The 19648-nt window shown below is 31.5% G+C and carries 18 protein-coding genes; 2 read left to right on the forward strand and 16 right to left on the reverse strand.

The features are described from left to right. Window positions 1–9: 9 nt before the first annotated feature. Genes J2X17_RS07600 through mnmA form a run of 4 tightly spaced genes read right to left on the reverse strand, consistent with a single transcriptional unit; the run spans window position 10 to window position 4234 of the window. Window positions 10–420, reverse strand: coding sequence for a hypothetical protein (locus tag J2X17_RS07600; RefSeq protein WP_310296213.1), 411 nt, complete (start codon window positions 418–420; stop codon window positions 10–12). 21 nt (window positions 421–441) lie between these two features. Then, window positions 442–1386, reverse strand: a complete 945-nt coding sequence (locus J2X17_RS07605; protein WP_310296215.1) for an NAD(P)H-dependent flavin oxidoreductase — start codon at window positions 1384–1386, stop codon at window positions 442–444. 10 nt (window positions 1387–1396) lie between these two features. Then, complete coding sequence (locus tag J2X17_RS07610) at window positions 1397–3001, reverse strand: S8 family serine peptidase (RefSeq protein WP_310296217.1); 1605 nt, start codon at window positions 2999–3001, stop codon at window positions 1397–1399. A 45-nt stretch (window positions 3002–3046) separates the two neighbouring features. After that, window positions 3047–4234: a tRNA 2-thiouridine(34) synthase MnmA gene (mnmA, locus tag J2X17_RS07615; protein WP_310296219.1), complete on the reverse strand. Its 1188-nt coding sequence runs from the start codon at window positions 4232–4234 to the stop codon at window positions 3047–3049. A gap of 143 nt (window positions 4235–4377) precedes the next feature. Between mnmA and J2X17_RS07620 the strand changes: the two genes are divergently transcribed. Beyond that, on the forward strand, window positions 4378–6270 hold the full coding sequence (locus J2X17_RS07620) for a PEP/pyruvate-binding domain-containing protein (RefSeq protein WP_310296220.1): 1893 nt from the start codon (window positions 4378–4380) through the stop codon (window positions 6268–6270). Window position 6271: 1 nt separating this feature from the next. On the opposite strand, the gene J2X17_RS07625 is transcribed toward J2X17_RS07620, so the two are convergent. Together J2X17_RS07625 and J2X17_RS07630 are read right to left on the reverse strand one after the other, a co-directional pair. Beyond that, on the reverse strand, window positions 6272–6829 hold the full coding sequence (locus J2X17_RS07625; RefSeq protein ID WP_310296222.1) for a DUF4956 domain-containing protein: 558 nt from the start codon (window positions 6827–6829) through the stop codon (window positions 6272–6274). 129 nt (window positions 6830–6958) lie between these two features. Next, on the reverse strand, window positions 6959–7663 hold the full coding sequence (locus tag J2X17_RS07630; protein ID WP_310296223.1) for a toxin-antitoxin system YwqK family antitoxin: 705 nt from the start codon (window positions 7661–7663) through the stop codon (window positions 6959–6961). 309 nt (window positions 7664–7972) lie between these two features. On the opposite strand from J2X17_RS07630, the gene J2X17_RS07635 reads away from it, so the two are divergent. Beyond that, window positions 7973–8950 carry a fasciclin domain-containing protein gene (locus J2X17_RS07635; RefSeq protein WP_310296225.1) on the forward strand — a complete coding sequence of 326 codons (978 nt, stop codon included), beginning with the start codon at window positions 7973–7975 and terminating at the stop codon, window positions 8948–8950. Between the two features lie 49 nt (window positions 8951–8999). On the opposite strand, the gene yidC is transcribed toward J2X17_RS07635, so the two are convergent. The 10 genes from yidC to J2X17_RS07685 all read right to left on the reverse strand — a co-directional run bounded on the left by yidC (window position 9000) and on the right by J2X17_RS07685 (window position 19643). Beyond that, entirely contained in the window at window positions 9000–10910 is a 1911-nt protein-coding gene (gene yidC / locus J2X17_RS07640; RefSeq protein WP_310296226.1) for a membrane protein insertase YidC, read from the reverse strand. 79 nt (window positions 10911–10989) lie between these two features. Next, entirely contained in the window at window positions 10990–12603 is a 1614-nt protein-coding gene (locus J2X17_RS07645) for a CTP synthase (RefSeq protein ID WP_310296228.1), read from the reverse strand. A 583-nt stretch (window positions 12604–13186) separates the two neighbouring features. After that, on the reverse strand, window positions 13187–14512 hold the full coding sequence (locus J2X17_RS07650; protein ID WP_310296230.1) for an HlyD family secretion protein: 1326 nt from the start codon (window positions 14510–14512) through the stop codon (window positions 13187–13189). Continuing rightward, entirely contained in the window at window positions 14505–16691 is a 2187-nt protein-coding gene (locus J2X17_RS07655) for a peptidase domain-containing ABC transporter (protein ID WP_310296232.1), read from the reverse strand. Before J2X17_RS07655 ends, J2X17_RS07650 begins: the two co-directional genes overlap by 8 nt. Window positions 16692–16702: 11 nt before the next feature. Next, window positions 16703–17257, reverse strand: a complete 555-nt coding sequence (locus J2X17_RS07660) for a lysozyme inhibitor LprI family protein (protein ID WP_310296234.1) — start codon at window positions 17255–17257, stop codon at window positions 16703–16705. 5 nt (window positions 17258–17262) lie between these two features. Continuing rightward, window positions 17263–17793 carry a hypothetical protein gene (locus J2X17_RS07665; RefSeq protein WP_310296236.1) on the reverse strand — a complete coding sequence of 177 codons (531 nt, stop codon included), beginning with the start codon at window positions 17791–17793 and terminating at the stop codon, window positions 17263–17265. Between the two features lie 112 nt (window positions 17794–17905). Further along, entirely contained in the window at window positions 17906–18364 is a 459-nt protein-coding gene (locus J2X17_RS07670; protein WP_310296237.1) for a hypothetical protein, read from the reverse strand. 126 nt (window positions 18365–18490) lie between these two features. Next, window positions 18491–19060 carry a hypothetical protein gene (locus J2X17_RS07675; RefSeq protein ID WP_310296239.1) on the reverse strand — a complete coding sequence of 190 codons (570 nt, stop codon included), beginning with the start codon at window positions 19058–19060 and terminating at the stop codon, window positions 18491–18493. A gap of 6 nt (window positions 19061–19066) precedes the next feature. Then, the gene (locus J2X17_RS07680) at window positions 19067–19261 is read right to left on the reverse strand and encodes a hypothetical protein (protein WP_310296241.1); all 195 of its coding nucleotides are present in this window, start codon (window positions 19259–19261) and stop codon (window positions 19067–19069) included. Window positions 19262–19268: 7 nt separating this feature from the next. After that, on the reverse strand, window positions 19269–19643 hold the full coding sequence (locus tag J2X17_RS07685) for a hypothetical protein (RefSeq protein WP_310296243.1): 375 nt from the start codon (window positions 19641–19643) through the stop codon (window positions 19269–19271). Between the last annotated feature and the right edge of the window lie 5 nt (window positions 19644–19648).

Here is a 19648-nt window from a genome sequence, read left to right on the forward strand (position 1 = left end):
TGAAATCAATTAAACAGTAAAAATATTATAAACGATAATATGATCATCATAATTAATGTAAAGTTGTTTACGAAATTCTTGTTTTTTGCGCGTAATAATTGAAAGCTTACACTCTTTTCCGTCGTTGTCTTTGCACATGAAAGAATAGACTATATCAGTATCGTTCTCTTCACGTTCAATATAATTTAAAATATTAAAAAGCTGAATTTCCTGCGAATACACCACAATTCTATGTTTGTTAGTATCCAGGATTACTGATAAATTGACTAAATCAAGATTGGACCACTCTCCCCACTTTCCTCTTTCATTTTTCTCTAAAACACTAAATCCTGATGTTTTAAATTGATATGACTGGCTTTGGACCTGTTGCAGACCAAATCCTAAAAAAAGTAAAAATATATAAGTGCGTATAGAATTCATATTGTAGGTTCTTGGGGCTAATTAAAACTCAAATTTAGCCTTTTCTGAGCATGCAGCTTCAAATTCGGCTATCATTTGTTGAATAATTTGTTCAACTGGGAGAATTTCATGAATCAATCCTGCGATTTGTCCAATTTCGAGTTCACCTTCATCAAGATCGCCTTCAAACATTCCTCTTTTGGCTCTGGCTCTGCCTAAAAGCTGTATCAAATCTTCTTTTGAAGGACATTTTTCGTATAATTCCAGAACATCCTGATAAAACTTATTTTTAATCAAACGAACTGGGGCTAATTCTTTTAATGTCAATTGTGTATCACCCTCTTTTACTTTAACTATCGTTTCCTTGAAATTATTGTGTGCAGAAGATTCAACTGAAGCGGCAAAACGGCTTCCAACCTGAACTCCGTCGGCACCTAAAATCATTGCAGCCAGCATTCCTCTTCCTGTTGCAATTCCACCTGCAGCGATAATCGGAATCTGAATTTTTTCTTTCACCATCGGAATCAGAGTCAATGTTGTGGTTTCATCACGACCGTTGTGCCCGCCGGCCTCAAAGCCTTCGGCGACAATGGCATCTACACCCGCTTCTTGTGCTTTTAAAGCAAAAATACTACTGCTCACTACATGTACAACGGTTATTCCTTTTGATTTTAAAAAAGATGTCCATGTTTTAGGATTTCCTGCCGAAGTAAACACAATTTTCACACCTTCTTCAACCACTATATTCATGATTTCTTCAATGTTCGGGTATAACATCGGAATGTTGACACCAAAAGGCTTATCTGTTGCTTTTTTGCATTTTTGAATGTGCTCCCTTAAAACTTCAGGGTACATAGAACCAGCTCCAATTAAACCTAAACCTCCAGAATTGCTCACAGCAGAAGCTAATTTATAACCGCTGTTCCAGATCATTCCGCCTTGAATAATTGGATATTTAATATTGAAAAGTTGGGTAATTTTATTCATTTAAAAAGGGCTATTGTTTGATTATCTTTCCTGTTCTATGCAAACCTTCGGCATCAAAAGTATAGAAATAAAGTCCGCTATTTAAAGCCTCGACAGAAAGAATTGGATTTTGATTTGTAATTTGTTTTTCAATTAATTTTTGTCCTAAAATAGAATAAATTGAAACTGATGCGTTATAATTTTCCTCTGGAAATAAAAATGAAATAGTTGTTTTTGTCGGATTCGGAAACGCTGAAAAAAAGCTTGAAACCTGAAAATTTTCAATTCCTAAAGCAGATCCGAAATTGGGAATTCCGTAGCCATAATTATTATTTGGATTTGAATATTTATCGGATGATTGAAGAATCATTTGGCGTATTTCTTTATTAGTTTTTGTTGGAAACGCCTGCCATAAACACGCAATCATTCCAGCCATAATCGGACATGAAAATGATGTTCCGTTTGCAGTACCAATATTTCCAGAAATATCTGAGACTACAGCAGCAGTTCCCTGAGCCATAACATCAGGCTTTATACGATTGTCGAAACTCGGACCAATGGAACTAAAACCAGATTTTACTTTCGAAGAATTGACCGCGCCGACTGTAATCACCGAAACGGCATCGGCAGGACCGCCAATATGAGGTTCTACTGTTGTACCTTCATTTCCTGCAGCCGCCACCACGATTATTCCTTTACTAAAGGCAATTTCTGCACCTTGCGAAATGAAATTTGTAGTTCCGTTCATATCGCTATAAGTATGACTATAATTCGAATTATCATATGTAAAATAACCCAAAGAAGTTGTAATAATATCAACCCCTAAACTATCGGATTTTTCAGCAGCTTCAACCCAAAGAGATTCTTCAACAGGATTTTCAGAGGCATCATTTTCTGTAATAAACAGATAATAAGAAGCGCTCGGAGCAGTTCCTACTAAAGCGTTTTCCTTATAACCTCCCATTGTTGATAATACTAAAGTCCCGTGATCGTCACCGGTATAGAAATTAGGGTTTCTGTTTACAAAATCGTAACCACCTAAAATTTGGTTATTTGCTATTAGATTCTGAAAAGGCAGAGCTGTATTTACACCTGGAAAACCTGCATCTAAAACAGCTATAATTTTTCCGGAACCTGTGTAATTATTCTGATGTAAAACCTGTCCGTTAAGCATTTGAATTTGTCCTGCTGAATTTCCATAGGCATAATCAATCGTCGTTTTCAGCTTATCTTTTGTTTGTGCAATGCTATTCTGATTGACCTTTTTAGCGGTTGTATTTAAAGCTTTATTAGCGAAGACAATTTTATCTACAAATGACAATGATTGAAGTGCTAAAATATTGGTTTGAGTTCCTCGAATATGAAGTGCATTCAGCCATTTCGACTGCGCCATTATAGTGATTCCGGTGCTAAATTTCACCTGACTGTAATAGCTTTTTTCAACTGGGGCATCCGAAAAACTTAAAGCAATATTCTGGTTCGTTCTGCGATCTAAAGATCGCTGAGAAAGCATTTTAGCGGGAGTATCCAGAAAAGTTTGAGCACTTGGTTTATCTTTAAAATAAACCCATGCATCTTCTTGCGAAAAGGCCACAGAAGAAAATAGCAGTAAAAGAAACACGAAATAGTACTTCATAGTTACTTTTTATTAAAGGCAAAACCTCCGTAAAAAAGTATAAAGCTATGAAATTACTCCCGAACCAACTAATTCATTATCGAAATACCAAGCTACAAACTGACCTTCAGTAATAGCAGATTGTGGCTCATCAAAACGGACGTACATTCCATCTTCAAACTGGTGTAAGGTCGCTTTCTGCAAAGGCTGACGATAACGAATTCTTGCCATTACTTCCATTGTTTCACCAACTTTCAAAGTTAAATCTGTACGAATCCAATGAACTTCAGATTTTTCGATAAACAAAGCTTTCCTAAATAAACCAGGATGCTGACTTGTTAAACCTGTATAGATTGTGTTAGTTTCAACATCTGTAGCAATAATAAACAAAGGATCTGTTGTTCCACCTACGTTCAAACCTTTTCTTTGTCCGATAGTAAAATAATGAGCCCCCTGATGTTTACCAACTAATTTTCCCATTGTTGGAAGATAATTAAGCTTTTGAGCTTCTAATTTTAATTCCTCTTCTAATGATAAACCAACTGGTTTTTCGATATTGTAGATCGGATCATTTTTATCAATCTGAACAATTTTACCGTCTTTTGGCTGCAGTTTTTGTTGCAAAAATTCAGGCAAACGTACTTTCCCGATGAAACATAATCCTTGAGAATCTTTCTTTTCAGCCGTTACCAAATCCATTTCGGCAGCTATTTCACGCACTTCCGGTTTGGTTAAAGCACCAATTGGAAATAATGATTTTGATAATTGTTCCTGAGACAATTGGCATAAAAAATACGACTGGTCTTTATTATTATCAGCACCGGCAATTAATTGATAAACAGGCTTTCCATCAACTTCAATTTCATTTTTTTGGCAATAATGTCCTGTTGCAACATAATCAGCTCCAAGACTTAAAGCAATTTTCATGAAAACATCAAATTTGATTTCACGATTACAAAGCACATCAGGATTTGGAGTTCGTCCTTTTTCGTATTCGTTGAACATATAATCAACGATTTTTTCTTTGTATTCTTCACTTAAATCAACAGTTTGAAACGGTATTCCGAGTTTTTCAGCCACTAATAAAGCATCATTACTATCCTCTAACCACGGGCATTCGTTAGAAATAGTAACCGAGTCATCATGCCAGTTTTTCATAAAAAGGCCAATAACTTCGTATCCTTGCTGCTGCAATAAATAAGCCGCAACACTAGAATCTACTCCACCAGAAAGTCCAACTACTACACGTTTCATTCTAAATCGTTTATATTTTTACAAGGGTGCAAAGGTAAGTCAAATTCTAGATAATTTTGGCAGTTTCGATTAGTTTATATAATTCCGCAGTAGACAAAACCTATCGTTTTTTTTAATTACTTTTAATCATCAATAAAATTGTCATGCCGAAATTTATATTAAGCCTCGTTTTTTTCTTCGCTATAATTTCTTTGAGCGCACAAAGATTCAATGCTTCTTTGCCTAATTATGAAGCTTACAAAGCATTTAAAGGCAAACCTTTATCAGATAAATTCTCAAATATCGAATCGGTAAAAATTGTTTACGATCTGAAAAAGCAAAAAATGTATTATTTCAACAGCAGTCTGATTGCACATCATTATGATTTTGTAACGAGCTATTTAGGATATGACAAGGAAGTAGAAATCTTTAACAGCGAAAATTATAGTAATACTGAAAAAAATCGGGATTATTTACTGGGAAATCTGAATCATATCAAAGGAACTGAAAAGTGGATTTTTGAATTAGCAGCTTCAGATCGTATGCCTGTACCAGTAATTGAAAACTTTTACAATTTAGTTTTGAAGTCAAGTTTTATTGGACCTGATTTAAAATTCTATTTGAATAATCCAGAAAAAATGGAATGGTTTCAACAAAATAAATTTAAAATTCCATGTGTCAAATCAGATTATATTTTTAATGATATCTCGTATCAGGAAGTCGTTTCAGGAAGCAATGTCGGAATCTTAAAACAGTATAAAATTAAGGATTTAGAAACAACGAAACCAAACGCTGATGAGATTATAATTTTGGATGGAACGCCTGATATTCTACCTGATGTTAGAGGAATTATTGTGAATGAACTTCAGACACCTTTAAGCCATTTAGTGCTTTTGGGCAAGAATAGAAAAATTCCGATTATGGCGTACACAACTGTTTTTAAAGATAACAATATCAAAAGATTAATTTCGAAGAAAGTAGAATTAAAAATTGAAATTGACACTTTTTACATTAAAGAAACTACAAAAAAGATAAACGAAAAAACCGTTTCAAAAAAGAAGCAATTAATTATTGATAATAGTATTACAGATTTGGTAGATTTGAATTCGATACCGAAAAAAGGCATAAATTCTATTGGTTCTAAAGCGCAAAATTTGGCGTATCTGATAGCGATTTCAAAGGATATCGAAAAAGATACCCCATTTAAAACTCCGGAAGCGCCGCATGCAATTCCTTTTTATTTTTACACGGAGCACATTCAGAAGAAATCAATTTCACCTTTAATAAATGAACTTTTAGCTTATCCTCATAAAGATTCGACAGTTTGGATCAATCAGCAATTAAAAAAAATTCGTGAGGCTATTAAAAAAGAACCTATTAATCCTGAATTAATAGAAAATCTAAATCAAACTTTTAAAAATGCTGCTTTCAAAAATTTTAGATTCAGGTCTTCAACCAATGCTGAAGATTTAGATGATTTTAATGGTGCCGGATTATATGATTCAAAAACCGGAATTTTAGGCGATAGCACAAAAACATTTGAAAAAGCGATTAAACAGGTTTGGGCAAGTGTCTGGAATGAAGGTTCGTATAACGAACGGGAACTCTTTGGAATTGATCAACGCACTATTGCGATGGGAGTTTTAGTGCATCGCTCTTTTACGGATGAATTAGCGAATGGTGTTATTATTACGCAAAATATCTTCAGGAAAAAATTCCCTGGCATTACCGTTAATATTCAAAAAGGAGAAAACTCTGTCGTTAAACCTGAAAAAGGAGAAATATGCGAACAATTCACAGCTTATTATCTAATGCCTGAAAAAACAGCTGATGAAGATTTTAATGTTGATTATACATCCAATTCCAATTTAAACAACAATGAACCTTTGTTAAGCAGAAAAGAAATGATCAGACTCAATTTTGTCAGTCAAAAAATTGAAAGCCAAATGAATCGCTATTGGAAAAAAAACAGATTAAATCCTGTAGATATTGAGTTTAAAATTGTGGGCGAAAACAGGGATTTATACATCAAACAAGTCAGACCTTTTAATGAATAATCTAATAGAAGACCTGCAAATCAATTTCGTTAGAAACCGTGTTGATCAGAATAATTTTAAAATCAAAATCTTCAACATTTATTTTTTGTTGAATTAATTTTCTAATCCTCTGATTATCCAAGGAAAAATCACCTTCTAAAGGAATTTTCACATCAACAATATTCAAATATTTTGAAGCTTTTTTGTTGACTAAAATAGAAGCAAAAATGTAAAATCCGATAATGATGACCTGAAAGAAGAGTAGCACTTCTATTTTTTCATATGGGTACATTATATCTAAAATAGAAAGTGTAATCGTTGCAAAGAGAAAAATAATCGCATTTACAGTGAAAGACTGTGTCCTAAATCTCAAAATGGAGAAAATTGCAAATAATCCGAAACCAATCCCAATCCCAATCTCAATTTTTGTAAATAAATAACAAAGTGAAAAAGTACAAAGTCCAACAATTACCATTAATGGATTGATCGTTTCATTATCCTTTCTATTGGAGAAAAAATACAAAACTAAAATTGAAAAAAACAATAATAAAAATCTTAAAGAAAGTTCGTTTATATCCATTTAATCAAAGTATTAGCAAATCAAATTTAAAAAAAGATTGCCACAAATTCACGAATTTTATTATTGCTTAATAAATTCCTGAACTTGTGGCAAAAAATACCCTGTTATAAACAGTATCAATGAGAAATATTATTGCATTTTAGGTTTTGAATCGGCCTGATAATTACTTTTTGGATTGCTCATATTTACTTCTTTAGTCAATTTTCCTTTTAAGTAAAACTGCCAAATTCCTACTTTTTTGCCGTTTAAGAATTTCCCCTTAGATGCAGCAACTCCATCTGAATCATAAAAAACAGCATCTCCGTTATATTCATTATTTTTATAAGTAGTCTGTTCTAAAAGAATTCCATTTTGTCCATATTTCTTATAAATTCCTTCTTTTAACCCATTCTTGTATGTTATTTCTTCAGCGATTTTTGCATTTGGGTAAAAAACACTTCTTAAACCTTCTAATTTACCTTTTTTATAATTTTCAAGTGTCATTACAACCGTAGAAGCTTTATGATAGTATTTCCATTCGCCTTCACGTACTTTTCCAACTTCTTTTCCTTCACTTACCTTGTTCTTATTCTGATCGTAAAAAATGGTATACGAACTTCCGTCGCTAGCTGTAAAATCACGAGTTGCCACAACATCTCCTTTTTTTGTATCATCAAAAAACTTAAAAAGTCCAGTTTCTTTTCCATGACTAAAAGTTCCTTCATAACGCGGACGTTTTGATACTTCGTAAGTTCCTTTCCAGACCCCGTCTTTTTTTCCGTTTGAATCTAGTTTATTGACATCTTGTGAAAAAGCAGCAGCGCTTATTAAAAATAAAATCCAAAAATTTTTCATAACTCGTTTTTCTATATAACAGTAAAAATTACTTTTTAGTATTATACAAAAGTATGACCCTTTCAACATTAATTTCATTTTTTTTTATCAAAATTAAAATTTAAAATCTGTTTAACTTTTCAAGTAAAAATTACATATACAGAATTTTAAAAAAACCTCATAAACAATACAAATAACTATAAATCAATAACTTAAATCACTTAAACAAGAAAGTTAAATTAATATTAAAATAAATATTTGTTTAATATTTTATGCAAATTGTTAAACAAAATAAGTAAATTAGCTTCACAAACTAAAAAAATCAATATTATGAAAACAATCAAAATTAAATTAATTGCGTTATTAGCGTTAATTGCTTTCGTCAGTATTTCATGTAACAATGATGATGATGATTCATCTCAACAACCTCAAACAATCGTCTCTATTGCGAAAGCAAATCCGAATCTCAGCTCTTTAGTCGCCGCTCTTGAAAAAGCAGACCTGGCCAGCACACTGAATTCTTCCGGTTCTTATACCGTATTTGCACCCACTAATACTGCATTTAGTGCTTTTTTAACAGCAAAAGGTTATGCCGATTTAAATGCCGTTCCCGTTCCTGCTTTAAAAGAAATATTATTAAATCATGTCTTAAGTACAAAAGTAAAATCGGCAGAAATTGCAACGGGCTATGTAAAGACTTTAGCAAAGGGAAGTGCTTCGACTTCAAATACCATAAGTATGTATCTTGAAAAAGGTACTGGTGTTGATATTAATGGCGGAAAAACAAATGGTGGAGCAACAGTTACGACTGCTGATATTGAAGCTTCAAACGGAATTATTCATGTAGTTGATGGTGTTATTGGATTACCAACTATTGTAAATCATGCTATAGCCAATAAAAACTTTAGCACGTTAGTTGCTGCTTTGACATACAATCCTGCATCTGGATTTGCCGGAATATTATCCGGTACAGCCAGTTCGCCATTTACAGTTTTTGCACCTACTAATGCAGCTTTTACAAGCTTCTTAACGGAAACTGGATTTTCTGGACTTGCTGCTATCCCTGCTAATGTTTTAGAGACAACTTTAAAATATCACGTTGTTGCCGGAGCAAATGTACAATCGAACGCATTAACAAACGGACAAGTCGTAAGTACTTTTGCTGGCCAAAATTTTACAATTGGACTAACCGGAGGAGCAAAAATCACTGATGCAAGCAACAGAATAAGTAATATAACCGCTACTGATGTCCAATGCTCAAACGGAATTATTCATGTAATAGATAAAGTTTTATTACCTAAGTTTTAAACACAAAAAAGCCGTCTAAAGACGGCTTTTTTGTGTTTATAAGTATTACTTATTTCTTTTTATTTTGAGTTTTTGCAGCTTCCTGCTGTTCCATAACTTCCTGAAGACGTTGTTGAAAATTACTTTGTTTTTTAGGCTCTTTTAATTTATTCTCCTGAATCTGAGCATGAATTTTTTCACTGTCAACAATATAATTTTTGATGACAAACATAATTCCGATTGTAATTAAGTTTGAAATAAAGTTATACAAACTCAAACCAGCACCATAATTATTGAAGAAAAGTAACATCATTAATGGCGAAATATAAATCATGATTTTCATCATTTTTGCCATATCCGGCATACCTTCTTGCTGAGGAGCTGCCATTTGCTGATCTCCAGATGTCATCTTCATGTAGAAGAAAATCGCAACTGCTGCCAAAATTGGGAACAAACTAATATGATCTCCATATACTGGAATATTGAATGGTAATTTAACAACCGAGTCAAAAGATGATAAATCGTCTGCCCATAAAAATCCTTTTTGTCTTAATTCAAAAGCAGACGGAAAGAACTGGAATGACGCATACATAAACGGAAGCTGAATCAATGCCGGAATACATCCTGCCATTGGGTTTACTCCTGCTTTGTTGTACAACTTCATTGTTTCCTGTTGTTTCTTCATTGGGTCTTTTTTGTATTTTTCTCCCAACTCTGTAATATCCGGACGTAAAACTTTCATTTTAGCCTGAGACAAGAATGACTTATAGGTAATTGGCGACATTGCCACTTTGATGATAATCGTAAAAATAATAATCGCAATACCCAAGGATAATCCGATTGTTGAACTTAAGAATCCAAACAATGGGATAAAAATCCATTTGTTAATCCATCCGAAAATTCCCCATCCTAGTGGAATAATTTTTTCGAAGTTTTTATCGTATGATTTTAACACTTTATAATCAGATGGCCCAAAATACCAGCTCATCTTATAATCAACTTCTCCATTTGTAAAAGCTAAAGGAACAGTTGCTCTAAATTGTTTTATATAGGTAGTATCTAATTTTTCATCTTTAACTAAATCGTCAGATTGTAATTTAGATTTTTCAAATGCTTTATCTGTAGATAAAATTGCAGTAAAAAAGTGTTGTTTAAAAGCTATATAACTTACTTTTTCCGGAGTATCTTCTTTTCCTACACCAAGACTTACTGAACTGTATTTTTCATCGCCATATTCATATTCTAACTGAGCATAACGTTTTTCAATAGAAACGCTTTTCTCATTTCTATAACTTTTCAAATCCCATTGTAAATCTAATGGTTTAGAAGAATTTAAAACTTTATTCAATCCTTGAGAACGAACATCAAAAACAACTAAATAGTCATTTGCTTTTAAGATATATTTATATTCTAAAAATTCGTTTGCACCAGCTTTCAAACGCATAGTCAGAATTTGATCCGATCCATTTTTAGTTAACGTTGGTTCAAAATATAAATCTTTAGAATTTAAAGTTCTGTTATCAGTCGTTTGTAACTGAATATTTAAACTAGAATTATTGTCTTTAATCAATTCTACTAATTGCCCAGAATTTTTCTCTAACCTTTTGAATTCTTTTAATTTAGCTTCAACTATGTAACCACCTTTATTGGCGATTTTTAGTATCATCTTTTCGTTTTCAATAGTTGTAAAACCTTCTTTTGCAGAAGGAAGTGTAGCTGAATAAGCAAAACCACCTAAAGTTTTTTGCAAGTTTGCCAATTGAACCGTATCACCAGGTGTTGCAGCAACAACAGGTAAAACAGCTGTTTTGGTTTTATCAGCTTGAGCTTGAGCTTCTTGCTTAGCAACTAATTCTTTCTTGGCTTTTTCAGCAGCAATTTCCTTATCTGAAGGCTGATTTTGATACATTATCCAAATCAAAATTCCAAATATCAATACAAAACCAATGATTGAATTAAGGTCAAATTTTTTTTCTTCCATTATTAATTTAAAAAAGTTACTCGTTAAAGGTTATTAGTATGAGTTTGACTCAAACGTTACAACCTTTAGAATTTAATTATTATTTTTTATGCGCATTAACTGCAGCAGCCACAAAGTTTACGAAGATCGGGTGCGGATTTGCAACCGTACTTTTGTATTCAGGATGGTATTGTACTCCAATGAAAAATGGATGGTTTTCCAGCTCCACGATTTCAACTAAACCAGTATCAGGATTCACTCCGGAAGCAATTAAACCTGCTTTTTGTAATTCATCTTTATAAGTGTTATTATACTCATAACGGTGACGGTGACGCTCCGAAATAGTTTTTTGACCGTAGATTTTATGTGCCAATGAGTTTGGTTTGATATCACATTTCCAAGCTCCAAGACGCATTGTTCCACCTTTGTCTGTAATTGTTTTTTGCTCTTCCATCAAATTCACCACAGGATGTTTTGTCTTATCATTCATCTCTGTAGAATTCGCTTCAGCATAACCTAAAATATTTCTTGAATATTCGATAACTGACATTTGCATTCCCAAACAAATTCCGAAAAACGGAATATTATTCTCACGTGCAAAACGAACGGCTTCTATTTTTCCTTCAATACCTCTTTCACCAAAACCAGGCGCAACTAAAACTCCGTCAAGAGGTCCTAATTTCTCTTCTACATTATCACAATTAATATGTTCTGAATGTATCGAAATTACGTTAACCTTAGTTTCATTTGAAGCTCCAGCATGAATAAACGCCTCTAAAATAGATTTGTAACAATCCTGCATTTCTACATATTTTCCAATCAAACCAATATTTACGGTATGTTTTGGATTTTTTAATCTGCGTAAAAAAGTATTCCAGTTTTTTAAATCTGGTGCTGCTTTTTTAGGCAAATCTAATTTTTTCAAAGCCACAACATCTAATCCTTCTTCAAGCATTAAATTTGGAACTTCATATATTGTTGAAGCATCGATCGATTGAATAACTGCCTCTCTTTTTACATTACAAAATAATGCTAATTTATTGCGCAATTCGTCTGAGAGTTCATGCTCAGTTCTACAAACTAAAATATCGGCTTTGATACCGCTTTCCATCAACGTTTTTACGGAGTGCTGTGTAGGTTTCGTTTTCAACTCTCCTGCAGCAGCCAAATAAGGAACTAATGTCAAATGAATAACAATTCCGTTATTTTCTCCCAATTCCCAAACTAACTGACGAACAGACTCAATATAAGGTAAAGACTCAATATCACCAACAGTTCCACCAATTTCAGTAATTACAATATCGTAATCGCCAGATTTACCCAGCAATTGCATTCTGTCTTTGATTTCATTTGTAATATGAGGAACAACCTGAACTGTTTTCCCTAAAAATTCCCCTCTTCTTTCTTTCTCAATAACTGAAAGATAAACTCTTCCTGTAGTAACGTTATTGGCCTGAGAAGTAGGAACGTTAAGAAAACGCTCGTAGTGACCTAAATCTAAATCCGTTTCAGCACCATCATCTGTTACATAACATTCTCCATGTTCGTACGGATTTAATGTTCCCGGGTCTACATTTATATACGGGTCAAATTTTTGAATAGTTGTTCGGTATCCTCTTCCTTGTAACAATTTTGCTAAAGATGCCGCGATAATTCCTTTTCCTAACGAAGAAGTCACACCGCCTGTAACAAAAATATATTTTGTTTGATTCATTCTGTTGTTGTTTGTTGTAGTTGTGTAAAAAACTTGGCAAAAGTACAAATTTAATTAGATAATTTGTCAATAAGAGAATGAGATAATTTGCAAATTTTTAAATAGATCGATTAGTTGGTTTTGTAATCGATAATTTTAACTTTTAATTAGAGATTTTTTTGAAGAATGTCTTTAATTCGGAGGATAAAAATGACCTTTCAAATTATAGTTAAGTAAAAAAGATAAATGAGAAACAAGAAGATTTCTTTTGGTTCGACAAGCTAAATATTTATTCTTAGGAGATAAATTTTGACCAAAAAAAATATTATAATTTTAAAACATCGACTTGTACACATTTACAAATTCAGTCTTGAATTCTGTGGTGCCAATTTGTTTTTAAAAATTATAATATTTTTTATATCTATTATAATTTCAAAATACTGACTTGTACACATTTATAAATTCAGGCTCGAATTCTGTGGTATCAATTTATTTTAAGGAATTATAATATTGTATGTATCAAACATAATTAAAAAAAATGAAATAGCAAAAGGTTTTTCTTACTATTTTAAAGGCTTCTAAAATTAAAAGCTTTTTCAGGATATTATTGTACTTTATATCTCAAATTATCAAAAAAGCGTTCAATCAATCTTCTGTCTTCTGTAATAATTTCGGCAGTTCCTTTTGCTTCAGCATGAAAATTTAATTCTACTCCATAATTGGTTTTTAAACCGGCAGGTAAATCAATATCTACAAGGTATGAATTAATTTTATTTTGATTGTTTGAAAGCGTTTGTTCATTTGTGGCTAATGAAATTCTTTTTACTTTTCCTTTTATGGAACCATATTCGTTGTACGGATAATTATTAAGTTTTATAATTACATCCTGACCGATTTTAACTTTTCCAGCACCATTTTCCGGCAAGTTTACCTGTCCAATAATCTGATTATTATTAGGGATTATTTTAAACAACTCTTGTCCCGATTGTATATAATCATTATTTTTAATGAAATTCAGGTAATCAACTTTGCCATTTATTGGAGACACAAAAACGTATGTACGTTCCCACTTCTTAATAGCATCAAGTAAATCATAATAACTATTAAACATATTTATGATTAATTCTCTTTCTTTTGTTGCTTTTTCAATCGCAATAATCTGATTTTTATTCTGTGCTTCGTTTATCTGGTAACTTGTATTACTAATTTCTTTATCTATGGCATTATAATCCAGTTCGCTATTTGCTTTTGCAATGACAGAATGTTCTATATCAGCTTTAGATGTAACATTTTTAGCGTACAAGGTTGAATCTTTTGCGAATAGACTTTTAGAAGTTTTATATTTTATTTTTTGATTTTGATAATCATTTTTTAATTGAGTAAACTTATTAATTTGCAATTCGAGCAACTTTTGATTTATTTGTTTTTGAGCTTCAAATGGCTGTTGAACAGTGTAATCAAGATATTGATAAAGAGAGTTTAAATAATTAAAGTATTTATTATTAATTTCTCCCAATGACAAATTTTCATAAAACAAATGGCGATGATCTTTATAATTTACTTTATGAATATCAATCTTATGGAGCATATTCTCTAACAATTGAATATCATTTAAATCTGCTTCATTTTTTATATAAGCAACATATTCTCCTGTTTTTACAGTTTCTCCAGATTTATTCTTTAATAATATAATATTCCCTGATGTTAAAGCTACTAATTTTACAGGTGCCTGTCGTGTATTAATAACAATTTGCCCTGTTAAAATTGATGGATATTTTATTAACCATCCAAATAAAAGCAATAGCAAAACTAATCCTATAGCAACTGAACTGATTGTAGTACCAAATTTAGTCGGCATTTTTTCAATTATAGATGCAACCTCCTCTGTTCTGTTTTCGTTTAATGTTTTATGAAATCCTTTATTACCCATTTACAGTATCTCCTATTTGTGTTTTTACTAATTGATAATAATGTCCATTTTCCCTTGTCATCAACATATCATGATTTCCAATTTCTGTAATAAATCCATTTTTAAGTACTATAATTTGATCTACTTTACGAATAGTACTCAATCTATGCGCCACAACTATTACTGTTTTATTTTTAAAAATATCTTCCAGCGCCATTACAATTTTTTGTTCATTTATAACATCTAAAGAATTTGTTGCTTCGTCAAAAAACAAGTAATCAGGATCTTTATATAAAGCTCTTGCTATAAGTACTCGTTGTTTTTGCCCGCCACTTAAACCTCTTCCGTTTTCTCCCATCATGGTTTGATATCCTTTTGGCATTGCTTCAATTTCAGCGGCAATATTAGCAGCGGTGACTGCCTTTTTCAACCTTTCATAGTCTATATTTTCATCATCAAGAACAATGTTATTCTGAATTGTATCACTAAAGATTTTACCGTCCTGCATCACAGCACCACAACTTTCTCTCCATTGCTTTAGGTTAATATTTTGAATATTCAAATTCCCCATAGATAATTCCCCATGTGTAGGCTTATATAATCTTAAAATAAGTTTCAATAAAGTGGTTTTTCCACTTCCGCTATCTCCAACAATTGCTGTTACTTTTCCCTCGGGAATCATTAGTGAAATATTACTTAAAATATAATCTCCATTACGGCTATATTGAAAACTGACATTCTTTAAAAACAAGCTTTTATCTTCTGGTAACTTTATACTATTATTTACCTCATTTTCTTCTTCCTCTTCTAATTCATGTATTTCGTTAAGTCTTAAAAAACTTATTTTTGCATATTGAGCCGATTGCACAAAAGAGATAAACTGCATAATTGGACCATTTAACATTCCGATTATAAATTGGGTTGAAATCATTACTCCAAATGTTATATCACCTTTTATTACTGCTTTGGCGCAATAAAATGTAATCACCAAATTGGTTAATTGATTAATAAATTGCGCTCCAAGATTTTGAGCATTAGTTATGCGGAGTATTTTTTGGTCAATTTTAAAAAGCTGCACTTGCAATTCTTCCCATTTCCATCTTTTTTGCTTTTCGTAGTTATTAATTTTTATATCCTGAATACTACCAATTGTCTCGACCCAATAACTTTGATTTTTTGTATGAATATCAAAATATTCCCAATCTAATTTCTTTCTAAATTGAAGGAAAAACAGCACCCAGCCAACAAATAATGCGCTTCCAATTACATAAATTAAACACAGAATTGGGCTATAAATAAACAGGATGATTCCAAAAATGAAAAAGGTTAAAATCGAGAATATAAAATTGAGCGAATTGTTCATGATAAAATCACGAATACGCTCATGATCCTGGGCTCGTTGCAAAATATCCCCAATGAGTTTATTTTCAAAAAAAGTAATGGGCAGCTTCATTAATTTAATGAGATAATCTGAAATTAATGAAATATTGATTCTTGAAGTAAGATGCAGTAAAATCCAATCCCGAATCATATTACTTAGTAAAATGCTCACGATGATTGTAATGTTAGCAATTAAAACAAGGTCGATAAAATCTAAATCATTTGTTTGAATACCAACATCAATAACTGACTTTGAAATAAAGGGTAAAAATGCCTGCACAAGTGTTACCAAAAGCATCACTATAAACAAGTTTACAAAACTCTTTTTGTAAGGTGTAAAATAACCGAAGAAATTTTCGAAAGTTTTACGACGTTCTAATTTATCATTTATAGAACGCTGTTTAAAATCAGCCATTGGTTCAATAGCTAAAACGGCACCTATTTTAGATTCGTTTAGCCAGCCATTCTGAAAATATTCAAATGAGTATTTCATCAATCCTTTTGCCGGATCAGAAACAAAAACCTGCTTATTACTTATTTTATAAACTACTATAAAATGATCACCTTGCCAATGCACAATACACGGCAACGGAATAGCTTTTAAACTATTAAAATCTATCTTAATGCTTTTGGTGCGAAGACTTATTTTTTCGCAGGCATCACTGAGATCTAAAAAGCTCACACCTTCGCGTGTTATACCGCATAAATCGCGTAAAAAAGGCAGGCTATAAAACCTGCCGTAATATTTTGCGATTATTTTTATGCAAGATGGACCGCAATCTTTAGCATCAAGCTGAAACTCATGGGGAAAATTGAACATTTGCTTTTTCTTTACTTAATCTCTTGCATTCTTTTTAAAACTTCTTTTATTTCTGCACTGCTGACAATACCTGAGCAACCTGTACCACCTTCACATCCTAATCTGACAGATTCAGATTTTAATGTTCGAAGTTCTTCCCATTTTTTTTGAGTTTTAATGAAGTTTTCTTTTGAAGCAATAGCGCTTTTTAAAGATTTTACAAAATAACTATTTTCCTCAGCCTTTAAAACCCCATCCTTATCTTGATTTATTCTATAATCAAATTCTTTTAAATTATATACTACGAGTTTATTTAGCAAATTATCTGCAAAATGTAATTTTTCACCCATACAAATATTTGTTTCATAACTTGCGTATCCTGAATCACAAGGAAATTTTTGTGATTTAAAAATGTAGATTGGATCCGTTTTATAAATAACAGAATCTATGTTCTCATTTTTCACTACTATCACTTTTTTTTTAGAAACATTTTTATTCTTTATACTAGAATATTTCTTAAATAATACAGTAACAGAAACCAATAATAACACGTTTGCTATAATTGAAATAGTTGCGATTTTTCTCATAGAAATCATTTTACCCTTCTTAACAGCCTATAATAAACAACCTTTCCGGTTTGAGTGCCGTCATCGAGTGTCATCATCAAGTCTCCTTTTTTTGCAATACCTTCTATATCTTTTGCAAAAATATTTGTTCCCCATATTTCCAGATAATTTTTGTTTTCAGGGTTATCGATTGTTACAAAAGATCCATTAACTTTATAATTAGGCACTCTCTTTTTTGGAAAAACCTCAAAAACGGTATGCAATTCTTGTATTGAATATTCCTTGTTCTCCAAACTCATCATTGAATTTATTTTTCCATCTTTTGTAAACTCAAACCACTGATAATTTTGTGGCCAAGGATTTACCTTATTCACCTTAGGATTTGGTAACGCAATCATTTTCCAATAACCTATCAGTTCATGTGCCGTTGCGGGTCCTCCAGCCGATGATTTATTACTTTGATCCTGACCAACAGCATTAAGAGAAATTAGTACTAAGAAAAATGGAAGCAGTATTCTTTTTATTTTTAGCATCTTTAACATTTGTTTTGTTTTCATTCTTTTTTTAACAACTCAAACACTTCGCCATCACTTGTATAATAACGAATCAACCCTTCATTTTTGTCCCAATAAAAAGATACCATATAGTTATTTCCTGAATTTTTTGCATTTATACCATCTTCAAAAAGATATACGTATGTATATTTTTTTTAGTTGTAGTTAACATAACCCATGTTTCTTTTGGTAAAGAATTTTCACTAGTAGAATATAAACCAAAAAGACTAAAACCTGGAACGAAAATTTTATCTACTTCATCTTTACTAATAAATATTTCCCCTGTACAATATGGTTCATTGTGGCATATTTTAGAAGTGAGAGTAATAAACATTATTTCAGGCTGCATAGGGCCAATTCCATAATAATTGCAATCGCTATTATTATGTTGCCTTAATTTTTCAGTAACTACAATAGTATCCAAATGATTCAAATTACTTTTAAAAATAATATTCTGTCCCTTTTCATAAACAGAAAACCATTCTTTTTCACCAGCAGTCAAATTTGTTTCTATGCATTTACCGCAAGAGTTCAAAATAACGATTATCAATATTAACAATATCTTTTTCTTCATGTAACTATTGGCTTTGATTTATTACAAGTGATGTGATCATAGCATCAATACTATGACCTCCAGAACTTCCATTTGAACTAACAAAGTGCCTTGTTTAAAATATCTAACATTATATTTAGACAAAAATTAATTATTACCCTTGATATCTCTTATCTTTTCAATCCGTTCTAAAACATATTTTATTTCAGCTTTACCAATAATACCTGCACATCCTGTTGCTCCATCGCATCCTAATTTCACATTTTCCGAATTCAATACTCTCATCTGCTCCCATAGTCTTTGAGACTTGATAAGATTTTCTTTTTTAGCAATATTAATTTTTAGCGCATTTGTAAAAAATGTATTTCCTTTATCTTTTACAATTACTTCTTTATCAATCTTAATGTATTTATCTAATAAAATAAATTTACTTTTTAAAACATTAGTTAATAAACTATCCGCAAATTCTAATTTTTCCCCAATACACATATTAGATTCATAAGTTGAATTTGCAGAAGAATCACATGAAAATTTTTTAGAATTATAAATATAACTAGGGTCACTAATATTTAATTTTATTTCTTTTTTCTCAACTTGCAAATTATTTTTACTAATAACCATTTCTTTTTTTAATTCGTAAAATCTACAATAAAGTAATATACTAAGACTTAACAACACTAAATTAAATGCAATCGAAATAACTGTAATTTTCTTCATTTTTTTTTATTTTAATCCTAAGCTAACTAATTCTGCATTTGCTTGTTCAGGAGTTAATAATCGCCCATAAATAAACGCCTGTGCTTCAAAATATCTACGATCTTGAACGCCGCCATCTCCTTTATTTAGATATGAATTTTCCATTATTGTATTTGCTGCGGCGACTCCACCAGATTGCATTGCTTCTAGAAGTTGATGCACTATTGCATTATTTTTTACTTTTTAATAAATATTCATTCGCCATTTTTCTTGTTTTATCATCTAAAATTTCATTATTGGAAGTTAAAATATCATAAACATCAAATGAAGCTTTCTTATAACTATATTTATTAGACATTACCATAGCATGATATAAAAAACCTGTAAGTTTTTGTTCCCCAACATAATAAATACTTTTTAATTCATAATACGCAAGCGTATCACCATGATTCAAGGCAAGATTATCTAAGCTATCCATTAACTTTTTATTGTATAACTTTTCCCTAAAATAACTTGCCGAATTTGTCAATTTAATAGTTTCTAGACTATCTTTTTTATGACAAGACAAAAACAGACAGCTTAACAAAAGAATATAAGGTTTCATGATTT

Origin of the sequence: Flavobacterium aquidurense (assembly GCF_031458035.1) — a bacterium.
Lineage (GTDB): Bacteria > Bacteroidota > Bacteroidia > Flavobacteriales > Flavobacteriaceae > Flavobacterium > Flavobacterium aquidurense_C.

Excerpts from the sequence above, each read along its gene's own strand:
- J2X17_RS07600 (WP_310296213.1), bottom strand. The coding sequence starts at position 420 with ATGAATTCTATACGCACTTATATATTTTTACTTTTTTTAGGATTTGGT.
- J2X17_RS07605 (WP_310296215.1), bottom strand. The coding sequence starts at position 1,386 with ATGAATAAAATTACCCAACTTTTCAATATTAAATATCCAATTATTCAA.
- J2X17_RS07610 (WP_310296217.1), bottom strand. The coding sequence starts at position 3,001 with ATGAAGTACTATTTCGTGTTTCTTTTACTGCTATTTTCTTCTGTGGCC.
- mnmA (WP_310296219.1), bottom strand. The coding sequence starts at position 4,234 with ATGAAACGTGTAGTAGTTGGACTTTCTGGTGGAGTAGATTCTAGTGTT.
- J2X17_RS07620 (WP_310296220.1), top strand. The coding sequence starts at position 4,378 with ATGCCGAAATTTATATTAAGCCTCGTTTTTTTCTTCGCTATAATTTCT.
- J2X17_RS07625 (WP_310296222.1), bottom strand. The coding sequence starts at position 6,829 with ATGGATATAAACGAACTTTCTTTAAGATTTTTATTATTGTTTTTTTCA.
- J2X17_RS07630 (WP_310296223.1), bottom strand. The coding sequence starts at position 7,663 with ATGAAAAATTTTTGGATTTTATTTTTAATAAGCGCTGCTGCTTTTTCA.
- J2X17_RS07635 (WP_310296225.1), top strand. The coding sequence starts at position 7,973 with ATGAAAACAATCAAAATTAAATTAATTGCGTTATTAGCGTTAATTGCT.
- yidC (WP_310296226.1), bottom strand. The coding sequence starts at position 10,910 with ATGGAAGAAAAAAAATTTGACCTTAATTCAATCATTGGTTTTGTATTG.
- J2X17_RS07645 (WP_310296228.1), bottom strand. The coding sequence starts at position 12,603 with ATGAATCAAACAAAATATATTTTTGTTACAGGCGGTGTGACTTCTTCG.
- J2X17_RS07650 (WP_310296230.1), bottom strand. The coding sequence starts at position 14,512 with ATGGGTAATAAAGGATTTCATAAAACATTAAACGAAAACAGAACAGAG.
- J2X17_RS07655 (WP_310296232.1), bottom strand. The coding sequence starts at position 16,691 with ATGTTCAATTTTCCCCATGAGTTTCAGCTTGATGCTAAAGATTGCGGT.
- J2X17_RS07660 (WP_310296234.1), bottom strand. The coding sequence starts at position 17,257 with ATGAGAAAAATCGCAACTATTTCAATTATAGCAAACGTGTTATTATTG.
- J2X17_RS07665 (WP_310296236.1), bottom strand. The coding sequence starts at position 17,793 with ATGAAAACAAAACAAATGTTAAAGATGCTAAAAATAAAAAGAATACTG.
- J2X17_RS07670 (WP_310296237.1), bottom strand. The coding sequence starts at position 18,364 with ATGAAGAAAAAGATATTGTTAATATTGATAATCGTTATTTTGAACTCT.
- J2X17_RS07675 (WP_310296239.1), bottom strand. The coding sequence starts at position 19,060 with ATGAAGAAAATTACAGTTATTTCGATTGCATTTAATTTAGTGTTGTTA.
- J2X17_RS07685 (WP_310296243.1), bottom strand. The coding sequence starts at position 19,643 with ATGAAACCTTATATTCTTTTGTTAAGCTGTCTGTTTTTGTCTTGTCAT.